This is a genomic window from Nonomuraea rhodomycinica (assembly GCF_013363995.1).
Taxonomy (GTDB): Bacteria; Actinomycetota; Actinomycetes; order Streptosporangiales; family Streptosporangiaceae; genus Nonomuraea; species Nonomuraea rhodomycinica.
The window spans coordinates 52,490-75,542 of sequence record NZ_JABWGO010000020.1 but is presented as its reverse complement, the minus strand read 5'-3'; the positions used below and the strand labels follow the sequence as shown (position 1 = coordinate 75,542).

Annotated in this window: 21 protein-coding genes; 16 read left to right on the top strand and 5 right to left on the bottom strand. The window is 73.5% G+C overall.

Going from position 1 to position 23,053, the window contains the following annotated elements:
• The 3 genes from groEL to HT134_RS43070 form a co-directional block, all read left to right on the top strand.
• Positions 1-1,213: chaperonin GroEL (gene groEL / locus HT134_RS43080; RefSeq protein WP_175606280.1), on the top strand; the 1,213-nt coding region annotated here is incomplete at its 5' end.
• 113 nt (positions 1,214-1,326) lie between these two features.
• On the top strand, positions 1,327-1,956 hold the full coding sequence (locus HT134_RS43075; protein ID WP_175606279.1) for a TetR/AcrR family transcriptional regulator: 630 nt from the start codon (positions 1,327-1,329) through the stop codon (positions 1,954-1,956).
• A gap of 74 nt (positions 1,957-2,030) precedes the next feature.
• On the top strand, positions 2,031-3,404 hold the full coding sequence (locus HT134_RS43070) for a phenylacetate--CoA ligase family protein (RefSeq protein ID WP_175606278.1): 1,374 nt from the start codon (positions 2,031-2,033) through the stop codon (positions 3,402-3,404).
• A gap of 36 nt (positions 3,405-3,440) precedes the next feature.
• Here the strand turns inward: HT134_RS43070 and HT134_RS43065 are convergent, their stop codons facing one another.
• Complete coding sequence (locus HT134_RS43065; protein WP_175606277.1) at positions 3,441-4,169, bottom strand: TetR/AcrR family transcriptional regulator; 729 nt, start codon at positions 4,167-4,169, stop codon at positions 3,441-3,443.
• A 77-nt stretch (positions 4,170-4,246) separates the two neighbouring features.
• Between HT134_RS43065 and HT134_RS43060 the strand changes: the two genes are divergently transcribed.
• From HT134_RS43060 to HT134_RS43050, 3 genes are all read left to right on the top strand, one after another.
• Positions 4,247-4,864 (top strand): maleylpyruvate isomerase family mycothiol-dependent enzyme, encoded by a 618-nt coding sequence (locus HT134_RS43060; protein ID WP_175606276.1) that lies wholly within the window; start codon positions 4,247-4,249, stop codon positions 4,862-4,864.
• Positions 4,865-5,120: 256 nt separating this feature from the next.
• Complete coding sequence (locus tag HT134_RS43055) at positions 5,121-5,612, top strand: hypothetical protein (protein ID WP_312888884.1); 492 nt, start codon at positions 5,121-5,123, stop codon at positions 5,610-5,612.
• Positions 5,599-6,411: an alpha/beta fold hydrolase gene (locus HT134_RS43050; protein WP_217709051.1), complete on the top strand. Its 813-nt coding sequence runs from the start codon at positions 5,599-5,601 to the stop codon at positions 6,409-6,411. The genes HT134_RS43055 and HT134_RS43050 overlap by 14 nt, the downstream gene beginning before the upstream one ends.
• Positions 6,412-6,437: 26 nt before the next feature.
• Here the strand turns inward: HT134_RS43050 and HT134_RS46590 are convergent, their stop codons facing one another.
• Complete coding sequence (locus HT134_RS46590; protein ID WP_246366542.1) at positions 6,438-6,695, bottom strand: hypothetical protein; 258 nt, start codon at positions 6,693-6,695, stop codon at positions 6,438-6,440.
• On the opposite strand from HT134_RS46590, the gene HT134_RS46585 reads away from it, so the two are divergent.
• Positions 6,660-7,049 (top strand): MarR family winged helix-turn-helix transcriptional regulator, encoded by a 390-nt coding sequence (locus HT134_RS46585; protein ID WP_312888883.1) that lies wholly within the window; start codon positions 6,660-6,662, stop codon positions 7,047-7,049. The genes HT134_RS46590 and HT134_RS46585 overlap by 36 nt on opposite strands.
• A gap of 47 nt (positions 7,050-7,096) precedes the next feature.
• On the opposite strand, the gene HT134_RS43040 is transcribed toward HT134_RS46585, so the two are convergent.
• Entirely contained in the window at positions 7,097-7,741 is a 645-nt protein-coding gene (locus tag HT134_RS43040; protein WP_175606273.1) for a GntR family transcriptional regulator, read from the bottom strand.
• A gap of 100 nt (positions 7,742-7,841) precedes the next feature.
• Here HT134_RS43040 and HT134_RS43035 point away from each other — a divergent pair, with 100 nt between their 5' ends.
• From HT134_RS43035 to HT134_RS42995, 9 genes are read left to right on the top strand one after another with little or no spacing between them, the layout of a single operon-like run.
• Complete coding sequence (locus HT134_RS43035) at positions 7,842-9,806, top strand: beta-galactosidase (protein ID WP_175606272.1); 1,965 nt, start codon at positions 7,842-7,844, stop codon at positions 9,804-9,806.
• Entirely contained in the window at positions 9,803-11,137 is a 1,335-nt protein-coding gene (gene gcvPA / locus HT134_RS43030) for an aminomethyl-transferring glycine dehydrogenase subunit GcvPA (RefSeq protein ID WP_175606271.1), read from the top strand. Before HT134_RS43035 ends, gcvPA begins: the two co-directional genes overlap by 4 nt.
• Positions 11,134-12,675 carry an aminomethyl-transferring glycine dehydrogenase subunit GcvPB gene (gene gcvPB, locus HT134_RS43025; protein WP_175606270.1) on the top strand — a complete coding sequence of 514 codons (1,542 nt, stop codon included), beginning with the start codon at positions 11,134-11,136 and terminating at the stop codon, positions 12,673-12,675. Before gcvPA ends, gcvPB begins: the two co-directional genes overlap by 4 nt.
• Entirely contained in the window at positions 12,672-14,036 is a 1,365-nt protein-coding gene (locus HT134_RS43020) for an ATP-NAD kinase family protein (RefSeq protein ID WP_175606269.1), read from the top strand. Before gcvPB ends, HT134_RS43020 begins: the two co-directional genes overlap by 4 nt.
• Entirely contained in the window at positions 14,033-14,794 is a 762-nt protein-coding gene (locus tag HT134_RS43015; RefSeq protein ID WP_175606268.1) for an SDR family NAD(P)-dependent oxidoreductase, read from the top strand. Before HT134_RS43020 ends, HT134_RS43015 begins: the two co-directional genes overlap by 4 nt.
• 32 nt (positions 14,795-14,826) lie before the next feature.
• Positions 14,827-16,113, top strand: a complete 1,287-nt coding sequence (locus HT134_RS43010; protein ID WP_175606267.1) for an ABC transporter substrate-binding protein — start codon at positions 14,827-14,829, stop codon at positions 16,111-16,113.
• A 4-nt stretch (positions 16,114-16,117) separates the two neighbouring features.
• Positions 16,118-17,047: a carbohydrate ABC transporter permease gene (locus HT134_RS43005; protein WP_312888882.1), complete on the top strand. Its 930-nt coding sequence runs from the start codon at positions 16,118-16,120 to the stop codon at positions 17,045-17,047.
• Between the two features lie 10 nt (positions 17,048-17,057).
• Positions 17,058-17,879: a carbohydrate ABC transporter permease gene (locus HT134_RS43000; protein WP_175606266.1), complete on the top strand. Its 822-nt coding sequence runs from the start codon at positions 17,058-17,060 to the stop codon at positions 17,877-17,879.
• Positions 17,876-19,507 carry an amylo-alpha-1,6-glucosidase gene (locus HT134_RS42995; protein WP_217709050.1) on the top strand — a complete coding sequence of 544 codons (1,632 nt, stop codon included), beginning with the start codon at positions 17,876-17,878 and terminating at the stop codon, positions 19,505-19,507. The genes HT134_RS43000 and HT134_RS42995 overlap by 4 nt, the downstream gene beginning before the upstream one ends.
• Positions 19,508-19,513: 6 nt before the next feature.
• Here HT134_RS42995 and HT134_RS42990 read toward each other — a convergent pair whose 3' ends face one another.
• A complete protein-coding gene (locus HT134_RS42990; RefSeq protein WP_175606265.1) occupies positions 19,514-20,470 on the bottom strand; it encodes a LysR family transcriptional regulator in 957 nt (318 codons plus the stop codon).
• A gap of 61 nt (positions 20,471-20,531) precedes the next feature.
• A complete protein-coding gene (locus tag HT134_RS42985; protein ID WP_175606264.1) occupies positions 20,532-22,865 on the bottom strand; it encodes an ATP-binding protein in 2,334 nt (777 codons plus the stop codon).
• Between the last annotated feature and the right edge of the window lie 188 nt (positions 22,866-23,053).

Below are 23,053 nucleotides of genomic sequence, written 5' to 3'. Positions count from 1 at the left end.
GGAGACCAAGGAGCAGATCGCCTCCACCGCCTCCATCTCCGCCGCCGACCCCGAGATCGGCTCGCTCATCGCCGAGGCGATGGACAAGGTCGGCAAGGAAGGCGTCATCACCGTCGAGGAGAGCAACGCCTTCGGCCTGGAGCTGGAGCTCACCGAGGGCATGCGCTTCGACAAGGGCTACCTCGCCCCGCACTTCGTGACCGACTCCGACCGGCTCGAAGCGGTCCTGGACGATCCGTACATCCTCGTCGTCGGCGGCAGGATCGCCGCGAACCGGGACCTGGTGCCGCTGCTCGACAAGGTGGTCCAGGCCGGCGGGTCGCTGCTCGTCATCGCCGAGGACGTCGAGGCGGAGGCCCTGGCCACGCTGATCGTCAACAGGCTGAAGGGGGTCCTCCGGTCGGTGGCGGTCAAGGCCCCGGGCTTCGGCGACCGCCGCAAGGCCATGCTCGGCGACATCGCCGTCCTCACCGGTGGCCAGGTCATCGCCGAGGAGCTGGGCCTGAAGCTGGAGAGCGCCACGCTCGACCAGCTCGGCCGCGCCCGCAAGGTCGTGGTGACCAAGGACGAGACCACCGTCGTCGACGGCGCCGGCGACCCCGACGCCATCGCGGGCCGCGTCAACGAGATCCGCGCCGAGATCGAGCGCACCGACTCCGACTACGACCGCGAGAAGCTCCAGGAGCGCCTGGCCAAGCTGGCCGGCGGCGTGGCCGTCATCAAGGCCGGCGCCGCGACCGAGGTCGAGCTCAAGGAGCGCAAGCACCGCATCGAGGACGCCGTGCGCAACGCGAAGGCGGCCGTCGAGGAGGGCGTCGTCCCCGGTGGTGGCGTGGCGCTGCTGCAGGCGGGCGCCAGGGCGTTCGACAAGCTGGAGCTCGACGGCGACGAGGCCACCGGCGCCGCGATCGTCCGCAAGGCTCTGGAGGAGCCGCTCAAGCAGATCGCCGTCAACGCCGGCCTCGAGGGCGGCGTGGTCGCCGAGCGCGTGCGCGGCCTGGAGCCCGGTCACGGGCTCGACGCGGTGAGCGGCGCGTACGTGGACCTGTTCGAGGCGGGGATCATCGACCCGGCCAAGGTGACGCGCTCGGCGCTGCGCAACGCGGCCTCCATCGCGGCGCTCTTCCTCACCACCGAGGCCGTCATCGCCGAGAAGCCGGAGAAGACCCCGGCCGCGCCCGCGATGCCCGGCGGCGGCGACATGGACTTCTGACCGTACGCGGGCGGACGCCGGGGCAGGCCCGCCTGCCCCGGCGTCCCACCAACGCGCCAGTCCATAGAATTTTCCAGTTGCTGGAATTTTCCAGCGAGCGTATATTCACGGTCATGGAGGAGTCGCGGCGTGACCGGAAGAAGCGGCTGACCAGGCAGCGCATCGCCATGGCGGCCGTGACGCTGTTCGCGGAGCAGGGGTACGAGGAGACCACGGTGGCGCAGATCGCCGCCGCGGCCGACGTCGACCCCAAGACGTTCTTCAACTATTTCCGCAGCAAGGACGATGTGCTGTTCGCCGACCTCGACCACGTCCACGAGCTGCTGCTCGGGGCGATCGTCCGGCGTCACCCGGACGAGGGCCCGGGCGAGGTGCTCGTGCGGATGGTCCAGGACTACGCCGCCCGGCGCCGGCCCGAGGTCACCCCGAAGAGGCCCGAGGAGCTGTCGGCGTGGTCCAGGCTCGTCCTGACCAGCCCCGCCCTGCAGGCCAAGGGGCTGTACGTGATGCTCGACCTCCAGCGGCGGATCGCCGGCGCGCTGCTGGAGGCGTTCCCCGGCGAGCTCGACCCGATCACGGCGGCGGCCATGACCGGGTCCCTGATCGGCGCCATCCAGCAGACGACGCTGGAGAGCGTCCGGCTCGGCCGCACGCAGGACGAGATGTGGGAGGCGTCCCGGCGCGCCGTCGAGGTCGCCGCGCGCGGCCTGCTCTCCGTGCGGCCCTCCACCGAATGTCCCTGACGCGCGTCCCCCGCCGAGGCGCCGTGCGCCCGCGACCCCTGAGCGCGACCCCTGAGAAAGGACTCTGGTTCATCATGAGCGAAAGCGTCCGGCGGATCGCCCGCGACGCCCGAGAGGCCGTGCGGCAGGGCTCCGAGGCGGTCGAGCGGCGCGGGCGCGCGCGGCTGGCCGAGATGGTGGCCCACGCCCGCGCCCGTTCGCCGTACTACCGCGAGCTGTACCGAGGTCTGCCGGAGCGCGTCGAGGACCCGGCGCTGCTCCCGGTCACCGACAAGAAGGCGCTGATGGCCCGCTTCGACGACTGGGTCACCGACCGCGAGGTCACACTGGAGCGGGTCCAGGAGTTCGTGGCCGACCCCGCGCGGGCGGGGGAGGCGTTCCTGGGGCGGTACATGGTGGCCACCACCTCCGGCACCAGCGGCGTGCGGGGCCTGTTCGTGGTGGACGAGCGGTGCATGGCCGTGCACGCCGCGCTCGGGTCCCGCGCCGGGGGCGGTCTCGGCGTCCGCGACCTGCTCCGCCTCGTCGCCCGCGCGGGCCGCACCGCGATCGTCACCGCGCCCGGCGGCCACTTCTCCACCGTCGTCTCGGCGGCCTGGTTCCGCAGGGAACAGCCCCTGACCGGCCGGATGCTCCGGGTCGTCTCGATCAACCAGCCGCTCGCCGGCCTGGTCGCCGAGCTCAACCGCTACAACCCCGCGAGCGTCGCCGGGTTCCTCAGCATGCTCACGCTGCTGGCCCAGGAGCAGGAGGCCGGGCGCCTGCGCATCCGTCCCGCGATGGTCATCGCCGGCGGCGAGACGGCGACGCCGGAGGCGCTGGCGCGGCTCGCCGCCGCGTTCAGGACCAAGGTCCGCGCCTCGTACGCCGCCACGGAGTGCGGATACCTCAGCTACGGCTGCGCGCACGGCTGGTACCACGTCAACAGCGACTGGGTGATGGTCGAGCCGGTCGACGCCGAGCACCGGCCGGTCCCCGCCGGTGAGCCGTCGCACACGGTCCTGATCAGCAATCTCGCCAACCGGGTCCAGCCGATCCTGCGCTACGACATCGGCGACAGCGTCGTGCTCCGCCCCGACCCGTGCCCGTGCGGCAGCCCGCTGCCCGCCATCCGCGTGCGGGGCCGCGCCGCCGACCTGCTCACCTTCCCGGCCGGGGACGGCGAGCAGGTGAGCATCTCGCCCATGCTGTTCGGCGCCCTGCTGGACCGCACGCCCGGCGTGGAGCGGTTCCAGCTCGTCCAGACGGCGCCCACCACTCTGCGCGTGCGCCTGCGGGTCGGCGACGGCGCCGACGCCGACGCCGTGTGGGGGACGGTGCGCGGCGAGCTCGCCCACCTGCTCAGTGAGCACGAGGCCGGCGAGGTCACGCTGGAGCGGGCCGAGGAGCCGCCGCAGCAGTCGCCGGGCGGCAAGCTCCGCAGGGTCATCCCGCTGACCAGGCCCTGACGGCGGCTGCTCGGGGGCGCGTTCCGGGGTGACGGGTCAGGGGGGACCGAGCACGGGCGGGGTGACGAGCGCGCGGGCGGCGTCGGCGAAGTAGCGCTCGGAGGCGTACTCCTCGCCCGCGTCCTGCCTCGAGGTGGGCTGCTCCGAGGTGTCCGGCCTTGAAGCGTGCGGGTCTGAGGCGTGCGGCCGGGAGGTGTCCGGTCCCGGGGCGCCGGGTTCGGGGGCCGGGCCGATCAGGCCCAGGACGACTCCCTGGCTGAGGCCGATCAGCAGGCCCCGCAGGGCCGTGGCCAGGCGCCGCGCCTGACGCGGGGTGAGCACGGCCCCGTCGTGGGCGCGGCCGGCGAACAGCGCGGTCAGCCGTTCCTCGTGGGCCCGCACGGAGGCGGCGAACCTGGGCCCCAGCCCGGGGTCACGCAGGGCCATGTCCTGCATGCTGATCTCGAACGACAGATGCCGCCGCGCGTCGGGGTCGTCGCACAGGCGGCGGTAGCGGCGGGCGAAGGCGCCGACCGCGTCCGCGAGGCCGAGCCCCGGGGGGACGGCCTGTTCGAGGTCCTCGTAGTGCGGGCCCAGGTAGTCGGTGAGCAGCGCGATCAGCAGGCCGTCCTTGCTGCCGAACAGCGAGTAGACGGCGCCGGTCGTGAGCCCCGCCTGCTCGGCGATCTCCTCCAGCCTGGCCCGGTGGCCGTCCCTGGCGACGACCTGGCGCGCGGAGTCCAGCAGCGCCCGCCGGTTGCGCTCCTTGGCCTGCGCCCTCGTCATTCTCATAACCGTATTATTACCGTAATCTCGTTATGAGATTTACGCGTTTCCGCCCATCGACCCCGGGGAGCACCACCATGGACGTCGCCGCCGCCATCGCAGCCGAACGCCGGGAACTGGCGGACCTGCTGGAGAGCCTCCCGCCGACGCTGTGGGAGGCGCCCAGCCTGTGCGCCGGCTGGCGGGTGCGCGAGGTCGTGGCGCACATGTCGCTGGGCTTCCGCCTCTCGACGCCCCGGATGGCGCTCGAACTCGTCAAGGCGCGCGGCGGCCTGAACCGGATGACCGACCGGCGGGCCCGCCTGGACGCCGCCGCCATGTCCACGGCCGAGCTGGTCGCCGCGATCCGGGACAACGCCCACCACCCCTGGCGGCCGCCGGTCGGCGGGCTCCCGGCCGCGCTCGGCCACGACGTGGTCCACGGCCTCGACATCACCGTCGCCGCCGGGATCGACCGCCGGGTCCCCGAGGAGCGCGTACGCCTGCTGCTGGAGCAGGTCACCCCGCGCGGCGCGCGGTTCTTCGGCGCCGACCTGCGCGGCGTGCGGCTGTGCGCCGACGACCTCGACTGGTCCTTCGGCGCCGGCCCGCCCGTGACCGGCGCCGCCCAGGACCTCCTGCTCGTCGCCTACGGCCGCCGGCTCCCGCCGGGACGCCTGCGCGGCGAGGCGAGCGACCGCTACGCCGCCACCTGAGCGACCGCCCGGCCCGGGGGCGCAGCCAGGGCGCGTGCCTGCGGTGCAGGATCTTCAGAGCCTCGGTCCGTCCCGCGGCCACGGCCTGGAGGAGTGCGGCGTCGTCATGGTCGGGCCCGACCGCGGTGGAGTCCCCGCGCCGGGCGATGAAGCGGTGCACATCTCCCTCTGTCGCGGCGCCGGCGCCGTCCGGTTCCCGGAACGGACCACATGACTACTTGACGTTCGAGAGCAAGTACTTGCTATTGTCTGTCAAGTGAGTACGAGCGAGGAGCACGTCGCGCTGGCCAGGGAGCTGGCCGCGCTGGTCGAACGGCGGGTCGTCGATCCGCTGGAGATCCTCTTCGGGGACGGCGACCCCGTCGGCCCGGTCCGCGAGCGCCTGCGGATCGAGGCCGAGGTGTGGGCCGCGCAACTGCTGGGGCCCGACGGACGGACGGCGGTCGGCGCGGCGGCGCGGCTGATCGCGGCGCTCTATCCCGGCGACGGCCCGTTCGACCCGCCCGACGCGTGGTGGGGCACGGCCTTCGGCAGGGCGGTCGCCCGGCGCGCCGGACACCCCGGCCGGGAGGCGGTGCCGTTCTCCACCGCCGGGGCGATGCTCGGCATCACCCGGCAGGGCGTCCACGACCTCGTCAAACGGGCCAAGCTCGACCGGCACCCCGACGGCGGGGTGACCACCCGGTCCATCCAGGAACGACTCAACCGACCCCAGGAGCGCCATGCCGCACGACATGACCATCGCTGACCACGACATCCCCCTCGCCGTGCGCGACCACGGCGGCCACGGCGACCCGGTGCTGCTCCTCCACGGGCTCGGCGGCACGCTGGAGGTGTGGGACGGGTTCGACCTGGGCGGACGCCGGGCCGTGGCCATGGACCTGCGCGGCCACGGCCGATCCGGCGACGGGCCGTGGGCGTGGGAGCGCGTGCTGGACGACGTCGAGGCCGTGGTGCGGAGTCTGGACCTGGGCGAGCCGGCGATCGTGGGGCACTCGCTCGGCGGGATGCTCGCCGTCCAGTGGGCGCTGCGCCGTCCCGGCTGCCCGGGCGTGGTGAACCTCGACGGGCTGCGCTCGGCCGAGAACGACCCGGGCAACTACCCGGGCATGGACCCGGCCGCGCGGGAGGAGGAGCTGGCCGAGCTGCGGGCCGTGTTCGACGCGCAGGCCGCGGCCATGGGCGGCCCGCTCCCCGCCGCGGCCCGGGCGATGTTCCCCGCCAGGGCCCTGGTGGAACGGGAGGGGGAGACGTACGCCCGGCCCGGGCCGCAGCTCCTGGAGGCGGTGCGGTACACGCCGGAGTTCCGCGACACGATCCCGCTGCTGCGCCGGGTCGCCTGCCCCGCGCTGGTGGTGATCCCCACCCAGGACCCGCCGGGCATGCCGGGCGGTGAGCTGATGGCCGCCTTCCGGCGAGGGGTGCGGCGCGACCTCGCCGGGCTGCCGCCCCACATCCGGGTCGAGGAGCTGGACGCGAGCCACAACATGGTCGCCGAACGGCCGGACGCGGTCGCGGCGCTCGTGCGCGACTTCCTCGCGGCCTAGGGCGGGGCGTAGGGCGGGCGGAGGGCTCAGGCCCGGCGGGTGAAGCCGCCCTGCGGGCCGGTGCCGACATCGGTGAAGTAGCTGTCGTGCTCGACGAAGAACCGGGCGCGTTCCTCGTCGGTGAGCCCGGCCAGTGCGGTGATGCCCTCGAAGTAGCCCTCGCGCGGCGCGCCCGGCGCGAACAGCATGAGTATCGAGGCCGCCTCGCCGGAGTCGTCGCGGAAGGCGTGCAGCCCGCCGACGGGGACGTGGAGGAAGTCGCCCGCGGTGGCTTCGCCCGGCACGGCCTGGAGAAGGGCGAGTGGGACGTCATGGCGCTGCTGCGCCGGTCCGGCGAGCCGTACGAGCTGAGCGCGGGCGCCCTGCTGAAGGAGACTATGGTCACCTCCGGGGCGATCACCAACCGGATCGACCCCATGGAGGCCAAGGGGCTGGTCGAGCGCGTCCGCGACCCCGCCGACCGGCGGTCCGTCATCGTCCGGCTGACGCGGCGCGGCGCCGAGGTGTGCGACGAGGTGATCGAGCTGCACCTGGCCAACGAGGCGCGCCGGCTCGCGGCGCTCGGCGCGGGCGACCGCGAGGAGCTGGCGGCCCTGCTGCGCCGGGTGCTGGCCGATCTGGGCGACACGTCCCTGTGACGACCCCGGCGGGCTCACGCGCGCGTGAGCCCGGCCGGCGGCGCGGGTCAGGTGGACGGGATGCGGGACATCATGCGCTCCATGCCGTTGACCCAGTTGTCGCGCAACGCCTGGACGGCCGCGGCCTGGTCGCCGGACATGAGCAGCTCGGCCACCCGGCAGTGCTCGGCGGCCTCGCGTTCGAGCGGCGTGTCGTCGCCCGCCAGCAGGTGGGCGTAGCGGCGCAGCCCCGCCTTGACGCTGGTGATGAGGTCGATCAGCCGCTCGTTGCGGCAGCCGCTGACCAGCAGGTCGTGCCACTCGTCGTCGTGGCGCTCTATCACGTGCTGCTCGGCGATGCGGTCGGGGAAGTCGCGCGCCAGGCGCAGCAGCTCGGGCGCGATCTCGCGCAGGTAGGCCGGGTCGGAGCGGTCGAGCGCCAGCGCCTCCAGCCCCGCCACGATCTCGCAGAGCTCCCTGAACTCCTTCCTGCTCACCGGGGCGAACCGGAACCCGCGCCCCTGGTTGCTCTCCAGGACGCCCTCGCCCGCCAACGTGATCAGCGCTTCGCGCAGGGGGGTGCGGCTGACACCGAGCTCGGCCGCCAGGGCGACCTCGTTGATGTCGGTGCCCGCGGCGAAGTGTCCCCGATCAAGCCTGCTCAGCAGCTCTTCGCGGATCTGCTCGCGCAGCGGTCGCCGGTCGATCGGCATGACGCTCCTTCGGTTTCGGCCGTGCCCATACTAGCCCTTGACGTGATTCAAAATACTGCACTATGAATTCTGAATACAAAACACAGGAAGGGAGTGTCGCGTGGGTCTGACCCGGGTTCCGGGGCTGCTGTACGGCGGCGACTACAACCCCGAGCAGTGGCCGGAGGAGGTCTGGGCCGAGGACGTGCGCCTCATGGCCGAGGCCGGGGTCACCATGGCCACCGTCGCGGTCTTCGCCTGGTCGCGGCTGGAGCCCGAGCCGGGCGCGTACGACTTCGGCTGGCTCGACCGCGTGCTCGGCCTGCTGCACGAGCACGGCATCGCCGCCGACCTGGCCACCGCGACCGCCACCCCGCCGCCCTGGCTGGTGCGCCGCCACCCCGAGGTCATGCCGGTCGACGCCGCGGGCACCCGCCTGGAGTTCGGCTCCCGGCAGGGCTACTGCCCCAGCTCGCCGATCTTCCGCGAGCACGCCGTACGCCTGGCGACCGCCATGGCCACCCGCTACGGCGACCACCCGGCGCTGGCCCTGTGGCACGTGGGCAACGAGTACGCCGACCACACCCTCGAATGCTTCTGCCCCGAGTCGGCCCGCCACTTCCGCGCCTGGCTCCAGGCCCGCTACGGCACGGTCGACGGGCTCAACGCCGCCTGGGGCACCTCCTGCTGGGGCCAGCACTACACCGGCTTCGACCAGGTCGAGCCGCCCCGCAGGGCGCCCGGGCCGGTCAACCCCGCCCAGCTCCTCGACTGGCGGCGCTTCTGCAGCGACGCCCTGCTGGAGCTGTTCACCGCCGAGCGCGACGCGCTGCGCGCCGTCACCCCGGACGTGCCCGTCACCACGAACTTCATGAGCATCCTGCACGGCCTCGACTACTGGGCCTGGGCGCAGGCCGAGGACCTGGTGAGCGACGACGCCTACCCCGACCCGGCCGACCCGTCCTCGCACGTGGCGGTCGCGCTCAGCTACGACCTCATGCGCTCGCTCAAGCGGCGGCCCTGGCTGCTCATGGAGTCCGCGCCGTCGGCGGTGTCCTGGCGCGAGGTCAACGCGCCCAAGCCGCCCGGCATGATGCGCCTGCACAGCCTGCAGGCCGTCGCCCACGGCGCCGACGGCGTGATGTTCTTCCAGTGGCGGCAGGCGAAGTACGGGCCGGAGAAGTTCCACTCGGCGCTGCTGCCGCACGGCGGCACCGCCACCCGCGGCTGGCGCGACACGCTGCGGCTCGGCGCGGACCTGCGGCGGCTCGCGGAGGTCGCGGGCGGCCACACCCGCGCCGACGTGGCCCTGGTGTTCGGCTGGGACAGCTGGTGGGGGCTGGAGGCGCCCGAGTCGATGCCCTCCGACCGGCTCAAGCTCAAGGACCTGCTGCTGTCCTGGTACGCGCCGCTGCACGCCCGCGGGATCGCCGTCGACCTGGCGCCGCCCGGCGCCGACCTGTCGGGCTACCGCGTGGTCATCGTGCCCAACCTCTACCTGTGCACCGCCGAGCAGGCCGAGGCGCTCGCCGCCGTCACCGGGGAGCTGGTCGTCGGCCCGTTCAGCGGCGTGGTGGACGCCGCCGACCAGGTGCACGACGGCGGCGCGCCCGGCCCGCTGCGCGAGCTGCTGGGCGTCGCGGTCGAGGAGTTCTGGCCGCTGCCCGACGGCCTCACCCAGCCGCTGCGCCACGACGGCGGCGGCGCGGGCCTGGCCCGCACCTGGGCCGAGTGGCTGCGCCCCGCCGAGGGCACGGCCGTGCTCGCCCGCTTCGAGGGCGGCGACCTGGACGGGCTGCCCGCGATCACCCGCAAGGCGAACGCCACCTACCTCGGCTGCCTGCCCGCCGACCTGACCCCCGTGCTGGACCGGGTGCTCGCCGGAGTCCCGGCGATCGCCGTGCCCGCCGGGGTGGAGGCGGTCCGGCGCGGCCGGCACCTGTTCCTGCTCAACCACACCACCGACGAGCAGCGGATCACCCTGCCGTACCCCGGCCGGGACCTGCTCACCGACACCGACCTGCGAGGCGACGCCGTCCTCGCCCCGCGCGACGCCGTCGTGCTCAGGATCGAAGGAGACACGTGACGCACCCGTACATCCCGAACGCCGAACCCGGCGTGCGGGCCGAGATGCTCGCCGCGATCGGCGCGGAGAGCGTCGAGGAGTTCTACGCCGACATCCCCGCGGACCTGCGCCTGAACCGGCCGCTCGACCTGCCGGCGCCGCTCACGGCCGAGCAGGACCTGGTCCGCCACATGAACGGCCTGTTCGGCCGGACCACCGGCACCGACGAGGCGCTGAGCTTCCTCGGCCACGGCTGCTACCCGCATCACGTGCCCGCCGTCTGCGACGAGGTCAACTCCAGGAGCGAGTTCCTGACCGCGTACGCCGGCGAGCCGTACGAGGACCACGGCCGCTTCCAGGCCCTGTTCGAGTACGTCAGCATGATGGGCGAGCTGCTGGAGATGGACGTCGTCAACGTCCCCACCTACGACGGCTTCCAGGCGGCGGGCACCGCGCTGCGCATGGCCTGCCGTTACACCGGCCGCTCGAAGGTGCTGGTCAGCGCGGCCGTGGCCGCCGACAAGCTGAGCAAGCTGCGCGACTTCCTCGCCCCGGACATCGAGATCGTGCCCGCCCCCGTGGGGGAGGACGGCCAGCTGGCCGTCCCCGCCCTCGACGGCTCGTACGCCGCGATCTACCTGGAGACGCCGAACGTGTACGGCGTCGTCGAGACGCGCGGCCGGGAGCTGGCCGACCTGGCCCACGCCCACGGCGCCCTGCTCGTCGTCGGCGCCGATCCGATCTCCCTGGGCGTGCTCGCCCCGCCCGCCGCGTACGGCGCCGACATCGCCTGCGGCGACATCCAGTCGCTCGGCATGCACCAGAGCTTCGGCGGCGGCCACGCCGGCTACATCGCCACCCTCGACCACGAGCCGCTGGTCGCCGAGTTCCCCTCCCGGCTGTTCGGCATCGCGCCGACGAAGGTGCCCGGCGAGTACGGCTTCGGCGACGTCTTCTACGACCGCACGTCCTTCGCCCACCGCGAGGAGGGCAAGGAGTGGGTGGGCACCGCGGCCGCCCTGTGGGGCATCACGGCCGGCGTCTACCTGGCGCTCATGGGGCCGCAGGGCATGCGTGAGCTGGGGGAGACGATCCTCGCCCGCACCAGGTACGCGATGGACGCCCTGGCCGGGTCTGTTACCGTGCTGCACCCGGACGCGGTGCACTTCCGCGAGTTCGCCGTGCAGGTGCCCTCCAGCGCGGCGCTGCTCGACAGGCTGCGCGAGCGCGGCATCTACGGCGGGGTGCCCCTCGACGACCGCACGGTGCTGGTCTGCGTGACCGAGCGCCACTCCATCGCCGACATCGACCGCCTCGCCGCCGAGATCGCCGCCATCCAGGAGACGTTGTGAACACCGCGGAGCCCTTCGCCGAGCTGCCCGTCGCGCCGAAGCCGCCGCTGCGCCGCTTCCACCAGGCCCGGTGGGACGAGCCGATCATCTTCGAGCTGTCCACGCCGGGCCGCCGCGGCATCGCCGTGCCCGAGCCCGGCGCCCCCCGCGTCGAGCTGCCGGAGTCGGTGCGCCGAGCCGAGCCGCCGAAGCTGCCCGAGCTGGCGCAGCCGCAGGTGGTCCGCCACTACCTGCGCCTGTCGCAGGAGAACCTGGGCCACGACCTCAACATCGACGTCGGCCAGGGCACCTGCACGATGAAGTACAGCCCCAAGGTCAACGACCGGTTCGCCGCCGCGGTCGCCGAGCTGCACCCGCTCCAGCACGAGGACACCGTGCAGGGCGTGCTGGAGATCTACTGGCGGATGGAGCGCATGCTGGCCGAGATCTCCGGCATGTCCCGGGTCTCGCTGCAGCCGGGCTCCGGCTCGGCCGCCATCTACGCGAACGTCGCCATGATCCGCGCCTACCACGCGGCCCGCGGCGAGACCCACCGCGACCAGGTCATCACCACGATGTTCTCCCACCCGTCGAACGCGGCGTGCGCCAAGGTCGCCGGCTTCGAGGTCATCACCCTGATGCCGGACGCCGACGGCCTGCCGGACATCGAGGCGCTGCGCGCGGCCGTCGGCCCCCGCACCGCCGCCCTGATGATCACCAACCCGGAGGACACCGGGATCTTCAACCCGCGCATCCGGGAGTTCGTGGACCTCGTCCACGAGGCGGGCGGCCTGGCCTGCTACGACCAGGCCAACGCCAACGGCATCCTCGGCATCACCCGGGCCCGCGACGCCGGGTTCGACCTGTGCCACTTCAACCTGCACAAGACCTTCTCCACCCCGCACGCCTGCGGCGGTCCCGCCGCCGGAGCGTGCGGCGTGTCGGCCGACCTGGCGCCCTTCCTGCCCGGCCCGGTCGTCGCCTTCGACGGCTCGGCGTACACGCTGGAGACCCCGGAACGTTCCATCGGCAAGGTGCGGCCGTTCCTCGGCGTCACCCCGAACATCGTGCGCGCCTACGCCTGGATCATGTCGCTCGGCGCGGAGGGACTGCGCCAGGTGGCCGAGACGGCCGCGCTCAACAACAACTACCTGATGAGCAAGATCCTCGCCATCCCCGGCGCGTCGGCCCCCTGGGGCAGGCGGCGCATCGAGCAGGTGCGCTACTCCTGGCAGGAGCTGTCGGAGGAGACCGGGGTCCACTCCGAGGAGATCGGCGTGCGGGCGGCCGACTTCGGCGTGCACTACTGGACCAGCCACCACCCGTACCTGGTGCCCGAGCCGTTCACGCTGGAGCCCACCGAGTCGTACTCCAAGGAGGACCTGGACGAGTACGCCGCGATCCTGGCCCACGTGGCGGACGAGGCGCGCCGCGATCCCGAGCTGGTCAAGGGCGCCCCGTACAACCAGAGCGTGCACAAGATCGACCCGTCGCCGCTGGACGACCCCAAGGCGTGGGCGCCCACCTGGCGCGCCTACGTCCGCAAGCACCTGTCATGAGCGCGGGGGTGTCGGTGGGGCTGGTCGTCAACCCGGTCGCCGGGCTGGGCGGGGCGGCGGGCCTGAAGGGCAGCGACGGCGCCGAGGTGCAGCGCGCGGCCCTGGCCCGCGGCGCCACGCCGCGGGCGGGGGAGCGGGCGGCGCGGGCGGTGCGCGCGCTGCTGTCGCGCCGCCCCGGCACGCGCCTGGTCACGGTGCCCGGCCCGATGGGCGAGCACAGCGCCCGCGCCGCCGGCGCCCCCTACGACCTGGTACGGGCCGGCCTGGCGTCGGAGCCGGGACCGTCCGCCGCCACGACGGCGCGGGACACGCGCCGGGCCGTCCTGGCGATGGCCGGGGTGGACCTGCTGCTGTTCGCGGGCGGCGACGGGACGGCGCGCGACGTGCTCGACGCGGTACGCGAGCTGCGCGAGCGCGGCGAGCGCGTCCCGCCGGTGCTGGGGATCCCGGCCGGGGTGAAGGTGTACTCCGGATGCTTCGCGGTCAGCCCGGCCGCGGCCGGGACGCTCGCCGCCGCGTACCTCTCCGCGACGCCGGGAGGGTCCGCGACGCCGGGAAGGTCCGGGACGCCCGGCCTCCCGGGGACGTCCGGTGGGTCCGGGACACCGGGCGGCGGGCCGGGCCGGGCGGCGCTCGCCGAGGCCGAGGTGGTGGACCTCGACGAGGAGCGCTACCGGCAGGGGCTGGTGAGCCCGGTCCTCTACGGCGCCCTGCCGGTGCCCGCCGCCCCCGCCGCGCTGTCGGGCCGCAAGGCCGGCTCCTCGGGGACGGCGCCCGGCACGGTCGAGGGCATCGCCCGGGAGGTCGTCTCCCGGATGCGGCCCGGCGTCCGCCACGTCCTGGGGCCCGGCGCCACCACGCGGGCCGTCGGCCGCGAGCTCGGCCTCGCCACCACGCTGCTCGGCGTGGACGTCGTCGAACGCGTCGAAGCCGTCGAAGCCGTCGAAGCCGTCGAAGGTGCCGAAGGTGCCGAGGGCGGCGAACGCGACGGCGCGGGCGGCCGGCTGGTGGCGGCCGACGTCTCGGAGGCGGAGCTGGCGGGGCTGGTCGGCGGCCGGGAGACGGTCCTCGTGCTGTCGGTGATCGGCGGGCAGGGCTTCGTGCTCGGCCGCGGCAACCAGCAGGTGTCGCCGCGCGTGCTGCGCGCCGTCCTCGGGGACGCCCCCGGGGCGCGGACCGGGCGGCTGCTCGTCCTGGCCACCCAGCAGAAGCTCGCCGCCCTCGGCGGGCGCCCGCTGCTCGCCGACAGCGGCGACGAGGACCTCGACCGGATGCTCGCCGGGCACGTCCAGGTGATCACCGGATACCACGAAAGCACGATCTACCGCATCAGTGCGGCAAGTGAGGAGTCGAACGGATGAACGCCCAGCTCAAGGGCAAGGTCGCGATCGTCACCGGCGGTGCCTCCGGCATCGGGCGGGCCACCGCTCTGCTCTTCGCCGAGGAGGGCGCCCGGGTGGTCGTCGCCGACGTCGACGGCCCGGGAGCCGAGCGGACCGCCGCGCGGATCAACGACGCCCGGCCCGGGGCCGCGGTGGCGGTGCGCGCCGACGTGTCGGACCCCGGCGACTGCCGGCGCGTCGTGGACACCGCCACCGGGACCTTCGGCGGGCTGCACGTCCTGTTCAACAACGCCGGCATCATCCGCCGCACCACGGCCCTGGACCTCGACGTCGAGGAGTGGGACCGCGTCATGGCGGTCAACGTCCGCTCCGTCTTCCTCATGTGCAAGTACGCCGTCCCGGCGATGACCGAGGGCGGCTCGATCGTCAACACCGGCTCGGGCTGGGGCCTCAAGGGCGGCGGCAACGCCCTGTCCTACTGCGCCTCCAAGGCGGCCGTGGTCAACATGACCCGGGCGCTGGCCATCGACCACGCCCGCGCCGGGATCCGGGTCAACTCCGTCAACCCCGGCGACACCGACACGCCCATGCTGCGTGACGAGGCCCGCCAGCTCGGCGAGGACTGGACCGCGTTCGCGACCGACGCCGCCGACCGGCCGATGGGCCGCGCCGGCACCCCCGAGGAGATCGCCCGCGCCGTGCTGTTCCTGGCGGGCGACGCCTCCAGTTACGTCACCGGATCCGCCCTCGTCGTCGACGGCGGCGGACTCGCCTGACACCCCCCGCAAGAAAGATCGAAGGAGTCACCATGAAGCGTGCGCTGACCGTCCTTGGCGCCCTCGCCCTCGCCACCACCGCGTGCAGCGGCAGCGGCGGCGGGAACGTTCCCGGCACGGGCGAAGGCCAGGGCCCGGTGACCGTGCGCTGGTCCACCTGGGGATCGGCCGAGGACGTGAAACTCTACGAGAAGTTCACCGAGGACTTCCAGCGGCGCCACCCCGGCATCCGGCTCAAGATGGAGTCGGTCGCGAAGTACGAGGACTACCACCCCAAGCTGCTCACCCAGCTCACCAGCAAGACCGCGCCCGACGTGTTCTTCGTGGGCGACGACAACATCGGCAAGTTCGTCTCGGCCGGCGTGCTGACGCCGCTCGACGACAAGCTCGCCGGCCCCGACTCCAAGAGCCGCCCCGAGGACTTCTTCGACGGCGTGTACGGCGGCGCCAAGCGCGACGGCAAGATCTACGCCGTCCCCAACGACACCAACCCCGAGGTGCTCTGGTACGACAAGAAGGCGCTCAAGGACGCGGGCATCACCGAGGACCCGGCCACGCTCAACGAGAGCGGCCAGTGGACCATGCCGAAATATCTGGACATGAACGCCAAGCTCAAGGCCGCGGGCAAGGCCGGCTCCATCTTCTGGAACTGGTACGGCTCCACGTACTCGATGGTCAACGGCTTCGGCGGCAAGGTCTGGGACGGCGGCAAGTTCGTCGCCACCACCGACCCCAAGGCCCGCGAGGCGCTGAGCACGCTCGCCAAGGGCTACCAGGACAAGACGTTCCTCAGCGCCGACACGCTGCCCGACAGCAACGGCCCCAGCACGCAGTTCCTCAAGCACAAGGCCGGCTTCTACGCGGGCGGCCGCTGGATGATCGACTCCCTGCGCAAGGGCGGCGAGCTGGACGACTACGACATCGTGCCGTTCCCCTCGCCGACCGGCGCCCCCATGCCGGGCGCCGTGGCCGCCTCCTACCTGGCGCTCAACAAGGACACGAAGCTGCCCAAGGAGGCCTTCACGTTCCTCACCGAGTTCGTCGGCAAGGAGGGCCAGCTCCTGCGGCTCAAGGACGGCGGCGCCGTGCCGTCCGTCAAGGGCGCCGAGCAGGTCGTCCTGGCGGACGGCTACCCCAAGCACGCCCAGACCTTCCTCGACGTGCGCGACACCGGCTTCGCCAACTACCCCGAGGAGGTCGCGGTGCCCGGCCTCACCGCCGCCATCAACGAGCACCTCATGAAGGTGTGGAGCGGCAAGGTCGGCTTCGACCAGGGCATGACCGAGCTCCAGCAGCTCGTCCAGAGCAAGCTGGGCTGAGGCCGTGGCAGTTCTCACCCGTGCCCGCCCCCGGGCGGGCCGGCGCCACGCCGGCGGCGTGCACAACCGGGACGGCTGGTGGGCCGCGTTCTTCCTCGCCCCCCAGGTCGTGGCCCTGGTCGTGTTCCTGGTCTTCCCGCTCGGCTTCGCCGTCGTGCTGGCGTTCATGCGCTGGGACGGCCTCGGCCGCAAGGAGTGGGCGGGGCTGGACAACTTCGCCGCCCAGCTCTCCAATCCCGACTTCGGGCTGGCGGTGTGGAACACGGTCAAGCTGGCCGTGCTCACCGTGCCCGTCGGCCTCGGTCTCGCGCTGCTCATCGCGGTCGCGCTGAACAACGTGCGCGGCAGCTCCTTCTACCGGGTGCTGTACTTCATGCCGGTGGTCACCAGCTCGGTGGCCGTCGCGCTGATGTGGCAGATCATCCTGGCCGGCGACGAGAACGGCGTGCTCAACACCTCGCTGCGGCGCTGGTTCGGCCTCAACCCGCCCGACTGGCTCGGCGACACCGGCTGGGTGATCGTGGCCATCGCCGTCGTGACGATCTGGTCGTCGCTCGGCCTCAACGTGGTGATCTTCCTGGCGGGGCTGCAGACCATCCCGCCGCAGATCGTCGAGGCCGCCCGGATGGACGGCGCGGGGAGCCTGCGGATCTTCCGCTCGGTCACCCTGCCGCTGCTCTCGCCCACGATCTTCTTCTCCACCGTGGTCGCCGTGATCAGCTCGTTCCAGGCGTTCGACCAGATCTACGTGCTGGTGCGCCCGGAGGACAACGAGGGCGCCCGCACGATCGTCTACCAGGTCTACGAGCTGGGCTTCAAGGACTTCGAGTTCGGCATGAGCAGCGCCGCCGCGCTGATCCTGCTGGTCCTGACGCTGCTCGTGACGCTCGTCCAGTTCGCCGCGCAGAAGCGCCTGGTCCACTACGACTCGTGAGGGAGAGCTGATGCGACTCCGGCAGGCGGCCCTGCACGCCGCGCTCACGGCCGGCGGGCTGGCCATGGTGTTCCCGTTCGCCTGGATGCTGCTGACGTCGTTCAAGGGCGTGCGGCAGATGCTGAACGCCCCGCTCGACTGGCTGCCCCACCCCTGGCGCTGGCAGAACTACCCCGACGCGCTGGCGGCGATGCCGTTCGGCACCGCGTACTGGAACAGCTTCTACATCGCCGCGCTCAACGTCACGCTCACCCTGCTCACCTCCGCCATGGCGGCCTACGCCTTCGCCCGGATCCGCTTTCGCGGCTCGGGCGTGCTGTTCGTGGTGTTCCTGGCCACGCAGATGGTGCCGGCGCAGGTGACGGTCGTGCCGCTGTACCTCATGCTGGCCCGGTTCGGCTGGATCGACTCCCACCTGTCGCTCATCCTGCCCTCGGTGGCCAACCCGTTCGCGGTGTTCCTGCTGCGCCAGTTCATCAGGGCCGTGCCGGTGGAGCTGGAGGAGGCGGCCCGCATCGACGGGGCGGGCCGCTGGCGGTGCTTCTGGAACGTGGTGCTGCCCAACATCAGGCCCGGCCTGGGCGCCCTGGGCATCATCGCCTTCCTGGCCTCGTGGAACTCGTTCTTCTTCCCCCTGATCTTCCTGAACTCGCCCGAGCTGGCGACCGTGCCGCTGCTGCTGAGCCAGTTCTCCGGCCAGCACACCGCGGTCGACTACGGGCTCATCCTGGCCGGGTCGGCGATCGCGGTGGTGCCCACGCTGATCGCCTTCCTGATCGGCCAGAAGAAGATCATCAACTCGATGGCGGCCTCCGGACTGGGCGGGCGATGATGCTGGACCTGCGCGAACGACCGTTCACCGACCGGGGGTCGCGGCTGCTGGTGATGGCGGCCGACGACGGCTCCCTGTGGATCGCCGCCGCCCGCTACGAGACGCCGCTGCGCGAGACGGCCGTCCTGACCGGCCTGCGGCTCCTCGCCGGCGACCGGGAGCTGCCCGTACGGCGGGCGCTGCCGGACCGGGTGGAGTTCGAGGGCGGCGCGGCCCTGGCCTTCGCCGGCCCCGACACTCTCGTGCTGACCGGGGACCACGGAGAAGGCGCGCGGGCCGTGTGGGACGGCGGCCGGGCGCCCGTCGGCGACGGCCTGGTCCTCGTGGGACCCGGCGGGGACGGCGCGCACGTGGCCGTCCCCGGCGGCCCGCCGCCCGACGGCCGGGCGGTGCTGGAGGCGGCCGCCGCGCGCTGGCGCGACTGGTTCGCCCGCATGCCCGCCGTCCCGCCGGAGCTGCGGGAACGGGCCGAGCAGGCGTGGTGGACGCTCGCGGTCAACCTGGTGCCGATCCAGGGCCGGGAGTCGCTGGTCCCCTCCAAGTACGGCTACGTCGGCCTGTGGAACTGGGACTCCTACTTCCACGCCATCGCTCTGCGGCACGCCGACCCGGACCTGGCCAGGGAGCAGATCCGCATCCTGCTCGACCACCAGCGCCCCGACGGGCTGATCCCCGACGTGGTCCACGACCACGGGGTGCTGGCCGAGACCACCGACCTGCCCCGCTCCGACCTGGCCCGGCTGGCGCAGCACGTCGGCGGGCCGCCCGTCCGCGAGGCCGTGCCGGTCACCAAGCCGCCGCTCACCGCCTGGGCCGTGTGGAAGATCCACCAGGCCGACCCCGACCCGGGCTTCCTCGCCGAGGTGTACGAGCCGCTGGTCCGGGCGCAGGAGTGGTGGTTCACCCGCTCCGACCCCGACGGCGACGGCCTGGCCGAGTACCTGCACCCGTACTCCTCGGGCCTGGACGACAGCCCGATCTGGGACGGCGGGCCGCGGGCCGAGCCGCCCGACCTCAACTCCTACCTCGCCCTGCAGTACGACCGGCTGGGCGACATCGCCGCGGCGCTCGGCCGCGACCCGGGGGAGTGGCGGGCCAGGGCGCGGGCGCTCGTGGAGCGCATGGTGGCGCGGCGGTGGACGGGCGCCCGCTTCGTCACCCTGGTCGGCGGGCGGGAGGCGGACGTCCGCACCCCGCTGGAGCTGCTGCCGCTGCTGACCGGGCGGCTGCCCGCCGACGTCGCCGACCGGCTGGTGGCCGACCTGCGCTCGCCGAGCTTCTGGGGCGAGCGGCCGGTGCCCACGGTCGCGTTCGACGACCCCCGCTTCGACCCGGACGCCATGTGGCGCGGACCGGTCTGGCTGAACGTCAACTACCTGCTCATCGAGGGCCTGCGCCGGTCCGGCCATCCCGGGACCGCCCGCGAGCTGCGCGAGCGCACGCTCGCGATGGTCCGCGACGGCGGCGGCCTGTACGAGTACTGGAACCCACTGACGGGCCGCCGGGCGGGCCGGGCGACGAGCGGCTTCGGCTGGTCGGCCGCCCTGTTCCTGGACCTCGCCCACGAGGCCTTCGCCGACTCCGCCGACCGTGAGGGCCGCACCGGCGCCGCCGCCCGCGAGGGGTGACGGCGTTCAGACGACGGGGTGGGACTCCGGGTGGGCGTCCCACCACCGCCGGAACACCGGGTTGTCGTCCACGTGGTCCTCGAAGGCGGCGGCGAACCCCCGGTACAGCGCGGCGGCGTCCGCCGGCCCCAGGCGGTCGCGGCGCCAGGCCACGGTGAGCCGCGCCACCTGGGGCTCCCCGGCCAGCGGCAGCACCACCGTGCCCTCCGGCGCGGGCCAGGTGGGATCGACGAGGCGCACCCCGTGCCCCGCCGCCACCAGAGGCCGGCCGCCCCCGCTCGGCGCGTCGTAGCGGATGTCCGGCTCGAAGCCCGCCGCGCGGCAGGACGCGCGCAGCGCCGCCAGCGAGCCGTCGTCGCCGCCCGGCGGGCTGATCCACCTCTCCCGCGCCAGGTCGCCGAGCCGTACGGCGGCGCTGCCCGCCAGCGGGTGCGCCGCCGACAGCGCCACGAAGATGGGGTGGCGGGGGATGAGCGTGCGGGTGACGACGGGGGAGCGCAGCGCGATCTCCGTCCCCTCGAGCACGCCCACGAGGGCCGCGTCGAGCTCGCCGTGGGCCAGGGCGTCGGCCAGCAGCGCCGTGGACGGCTCGATCCACAGCGACACGCTCCGCCCGGGCAGCCTCTCGCCGACCCGCTCGACGACGCTCGCGACGCACGCCAGGTGGTTGCAGCCCAGCCGGAGCACCGAGGACGGCGGGTGCGTCCCGCGCAGGTCGTGGACGAGCGCGTCCACCTCGTGGAGCACGATCCGGGCGCGGGCGACCACCTGGTGGCCCAGCGGGGTCGGTCTGGTGCCCGTGCGGGACCGGGCGAACAGCTCGCCCCCGAGCAGCTCCTCGATCTGGCGGAGCTGGTGCGTGGCCGCGGGCTGGGACAGTTCCAGGCGCGCGGCCGCCCTGGTGAGGCTGCCGGTCTCGGCGATGGCGCAGACCAGGCGGAGGTGTCTCAGGTCAAGGTCCACAAAGAGAAGTATGTGACATACGACAGGCGGCTTCCAGAGGGGGACACGCCGCCGCCCCGGCTCAGCCTCGCGCCGGATCGTGCTTGCTGACCCAGACCGCGACCTGGGTACGGGAGTCGAGCCCGAGCTTGTGCAGGATGTGCTCGACGTGCCCCTCGGCGGTGCGCTGGGCGATCATCAGGGACTTCCCGATCTCCTTGTTGCTCAGCCCCTGGGCGACCAGGCGGGCGATCTGCGTCTCCCGCACCGTGAGCGGCGGCAGGCGGTCGGGGCCGTCCGGCGAGCCGGAGTCGTCCGGCTCCTCTTCCAGGGCGTACGCCAGCGCCGCGTCGTAGTCCAGCTCGGCGCCCCGTTCGAGCTCCTCCTGGAACGCCGGCTCGCCCATGGCGTGCCGGGCCAGGGACCTCGACTGTTCACCGTGCGCGGCGGAGTGGAGGTATCCGGAGGGCGGGGGATCGCCGATCCGCGCCCAGAGCGTCCGCAGGATCCCGTACAGCCGGGCCGCCCGCCGGAGCCGCCCTTGCGTCGTGGCGATCCAGGCCAGGATCTCCAGGTCCAGGCCGACGCCCCGCTGATCGCGCAGCGCGCGGTTGAAGCGCACCGCCTCCGCCACGAGCGCGGCGGCGTGCCCGGCGTCCCCCCGCTCGCAGACCGCGACGCCCAGCACGGCCAGCGTGTACGCCTTGTGCCAGCCCAGCCCGTGCCGGTCGCAGACGGCCAGCGACTCCTTCCCGATGGAGATGGCGAGCGCGTGCTCTCCCGTGGAGCGGTGGGCGACGCAGAGCCGGATGAGCGCCTCCACGACGCCCACCGGGTCGTCCACGGCGCGGAAGCGGCGCACCGCGTCGTCGAGGAGGGGAATGGCGGCGACCGGGTCCTCCCGGCTCAGGGCCAGCAGCCCCTCGCCCAGGGCGACGTAGGCGAGGGCCATCGGGTCCTCACGCTCGACGGCCAGGGTCCCGCATTCCCGCAGCACCGCCTCGGCGGAGGGCAGGTCCGCCTGGATGATGGCCAGGACGGCGTCGGTCCACAACGCCCGGACGCGGACGTCGCTGGGCTCGGTCTCGGCCGCCAGCCCCCGTTCGAGCCAGGCGCGGCCTTCCCCCAGATAGACGCCGTTGACCCAGTGGTACATCAGGTCGGCGGCCATGGCCAGGCCGGCCCGCGTCTGCCCGGGCTCGGTGTGGCAGTACTCCAGGGCGAGCCGCAGGTTCGCGTGGTCGGCGCCGAGGCGGGCGAGCCAGGACACCTGTTCCGGGCTCGATATCCGGGCCCGGGTCTCGCTCGCCAGCCGGCGGTAGTGGTCCCGGTGCCGCCGGCGCAGCACCGCCGCCTGCCCGGACTCCTCCAGCCGCTGCCGCCCGTAGTCGCGGATCGTCTCCAGGATCCGGTACCGGACGGTCTCCCCGTCGTGCTCGGAGATCAGGATCGACTTGTCGACCAGGCTGCTCAGCAGGTCGACGACGTCGTGGCGGGCGATGCCGTCACCGCCGCACACGGCCTCCGCGGCCTCCAGGTCGAGGTTCCCCGCGAAGACCGACATGCGCGACCACAGCAGCCGCTCCTCGCCGGTGCACAGCCCGTGGCTCCAGCCGATCAACGCGCGCAGCGTCCGATGATGAGCCGGCGAGGCCCCCGGAGCGGGCAGCAGCGCGAACCGGTCCTCCAGTTGGGCGAGCAACTGGTCGAGGGAGAGGGTGCGCAGCTGCGCGGCCGCCAGTTCGATGGCGAGCGGGATCCCGTCGAGGCGGCGGCAGATCTCCACCACCGCGTCCCCGTTGGCCTCCGTGACGGCGAAACCGGGCGCGGCGGCCTCGGCCCGCTCCGCGAACAGCCGCGGCGCGTCGGACCGGGCGAGCAGCCCGGCCGGCGGCCGCGCGCCGCTCGGCAGGGCGAGGGGCGGCACGTCCAGCAGCCGCTCACCGGCGACCCGCAGCGACTGCCGGCTGGTCGCGATGATCCGCAGCTCCGGCGCCGTCCGCAGGAGCGTCCGGGCCACGACGGCGCACTCGTCCACCATGTGCTCGCAGTTGTCGAGGATCATCAGCAGCCGCTTGTCCGCCAGGTGGCCGGTGAGCACCTCCAGCGGCGGGCGGGCGGTGTGGTCGCGGACGCCGAGCGCCTCGACGATCGCCGGTGCCAGCAGGTCCCGGCTGCGCAGCGCGGCGAGGTCGACCATCCACACGCCGTCCGGGAACGCGCCTCCCAGAGCGGCCGCGGCTCGCGAGGCCAGCCGCGTCTTGCCGACGCCGCCCGGACCCGTCAGCGTCACGACGGGTGCGGCCGACAGCATCCGCCTGATCTGGGCGATCTTCCGCCGGCGCCCGACGAAGCTCGTCCTCTCCGTCGGGAGGCCGTGTGCCCGCTCCCGTGTGCCGGTGTCTCTCGTCCCCATCCCCCCACGTCACGCTCGGTGTCGCCGACCCGTCCGTACCCCCGGAACCCAGAATTACCCGACTTGTCACCCATATGCCTTCTGTTGGTCATTCGCGAGATTTATGGGTCCGCTGATGACGGCGCGGCGCTCACCGCCCCGACACTCAGAGCGGCCTCGAACCCATCCGAACACCCCCCAGGAGGTTC

Bases quoted from the DNA above. Each gene is read 5' to 3' on its own strand.
- HT134_RS43075 (WP_175606279.1), top strand. From the start codon at position 1,327: ATGGAGGAGTCGCGGCGTGACCGGAAGAAGCGGCTGACCAGGCAGCGC.
- HT134_RS43070 (WP_175606278.1), top strand. From the start codon at position 2,031: ATGAGCGAAAGCGTCCGGCGGATCGCCCGCGACGCCCGAGAGGCCGTG.
- HT134_RS43065 (WP_175606277.1), bottom strand. From the start codon at position 4,169: ATGACGAGGGCGCAGGCCAAGGAGCGCAACCGGCGGGCGCTGCTGGAC.
- HT134_RS43060 (WP_175606276.1), top strand. From the start codon at position 4,247: ATGGACGTCGCCGCCGCCATCGCAGCCGAACGCCGGGAACTGGCGGAC.
- HT134_RS43050 (WP_217709051.1), top strand. From the start codon at position 5,599: ATGACCATCGCTGACCACGACATCCCCCTCGCCGTGCGCGACCACGGC.
- HT134_RS43040 (WP_175606273.1), bottom strand. From the start codon at position 7,741: ATGCCGATCGACCGGCGACCGCTGCGCGAGCAGATCCGCGAAGAGCTG.
- HT134_RS43020 (WP_175606269.1), top strand. From the start codon at position 12,672: ATGAGCGCGGGGGTGTCGGTGGGGCTGGTCGTCAACCCGGTCGCCGGG.
- HT134_RS43015 (WP_175606268.1), top strand. From the start codon at position 14,033: ATGAACGCCCAGCTCAAGGGCAAGGTCGCGATCGTCACCGGCGGTGCC.
- HT134_RS43010 (WP_175606267.1), top strand. From the start codon at position 14,827: ATGAAGCGTGCGCTGACCGTCCTTGGCGCCCTCGCCCTCGCCACCACC.
- HT134_RS43000 (WP_175606266.1), top strand. From the start codon at position 17,058: ATGCGACTCCGGCAGGCGGCCCTGCACGCCGCGCTCACGGCCGGCGGG.
- HT134_RS42995 (WP_217709050.1), top strand. From the start codon at position 17,876: ATGATGCTGGACCTGCGCGAACGACCGTTCACCGACCGGGGGTCGCGG.
- HT134_RS42985 (WP_175606264.1), bottom strand. From the start codon at position 22,865: ATGGGGACGAGAGACACCGGCACACGGGAGCGGGCACACGGCCTCCCG.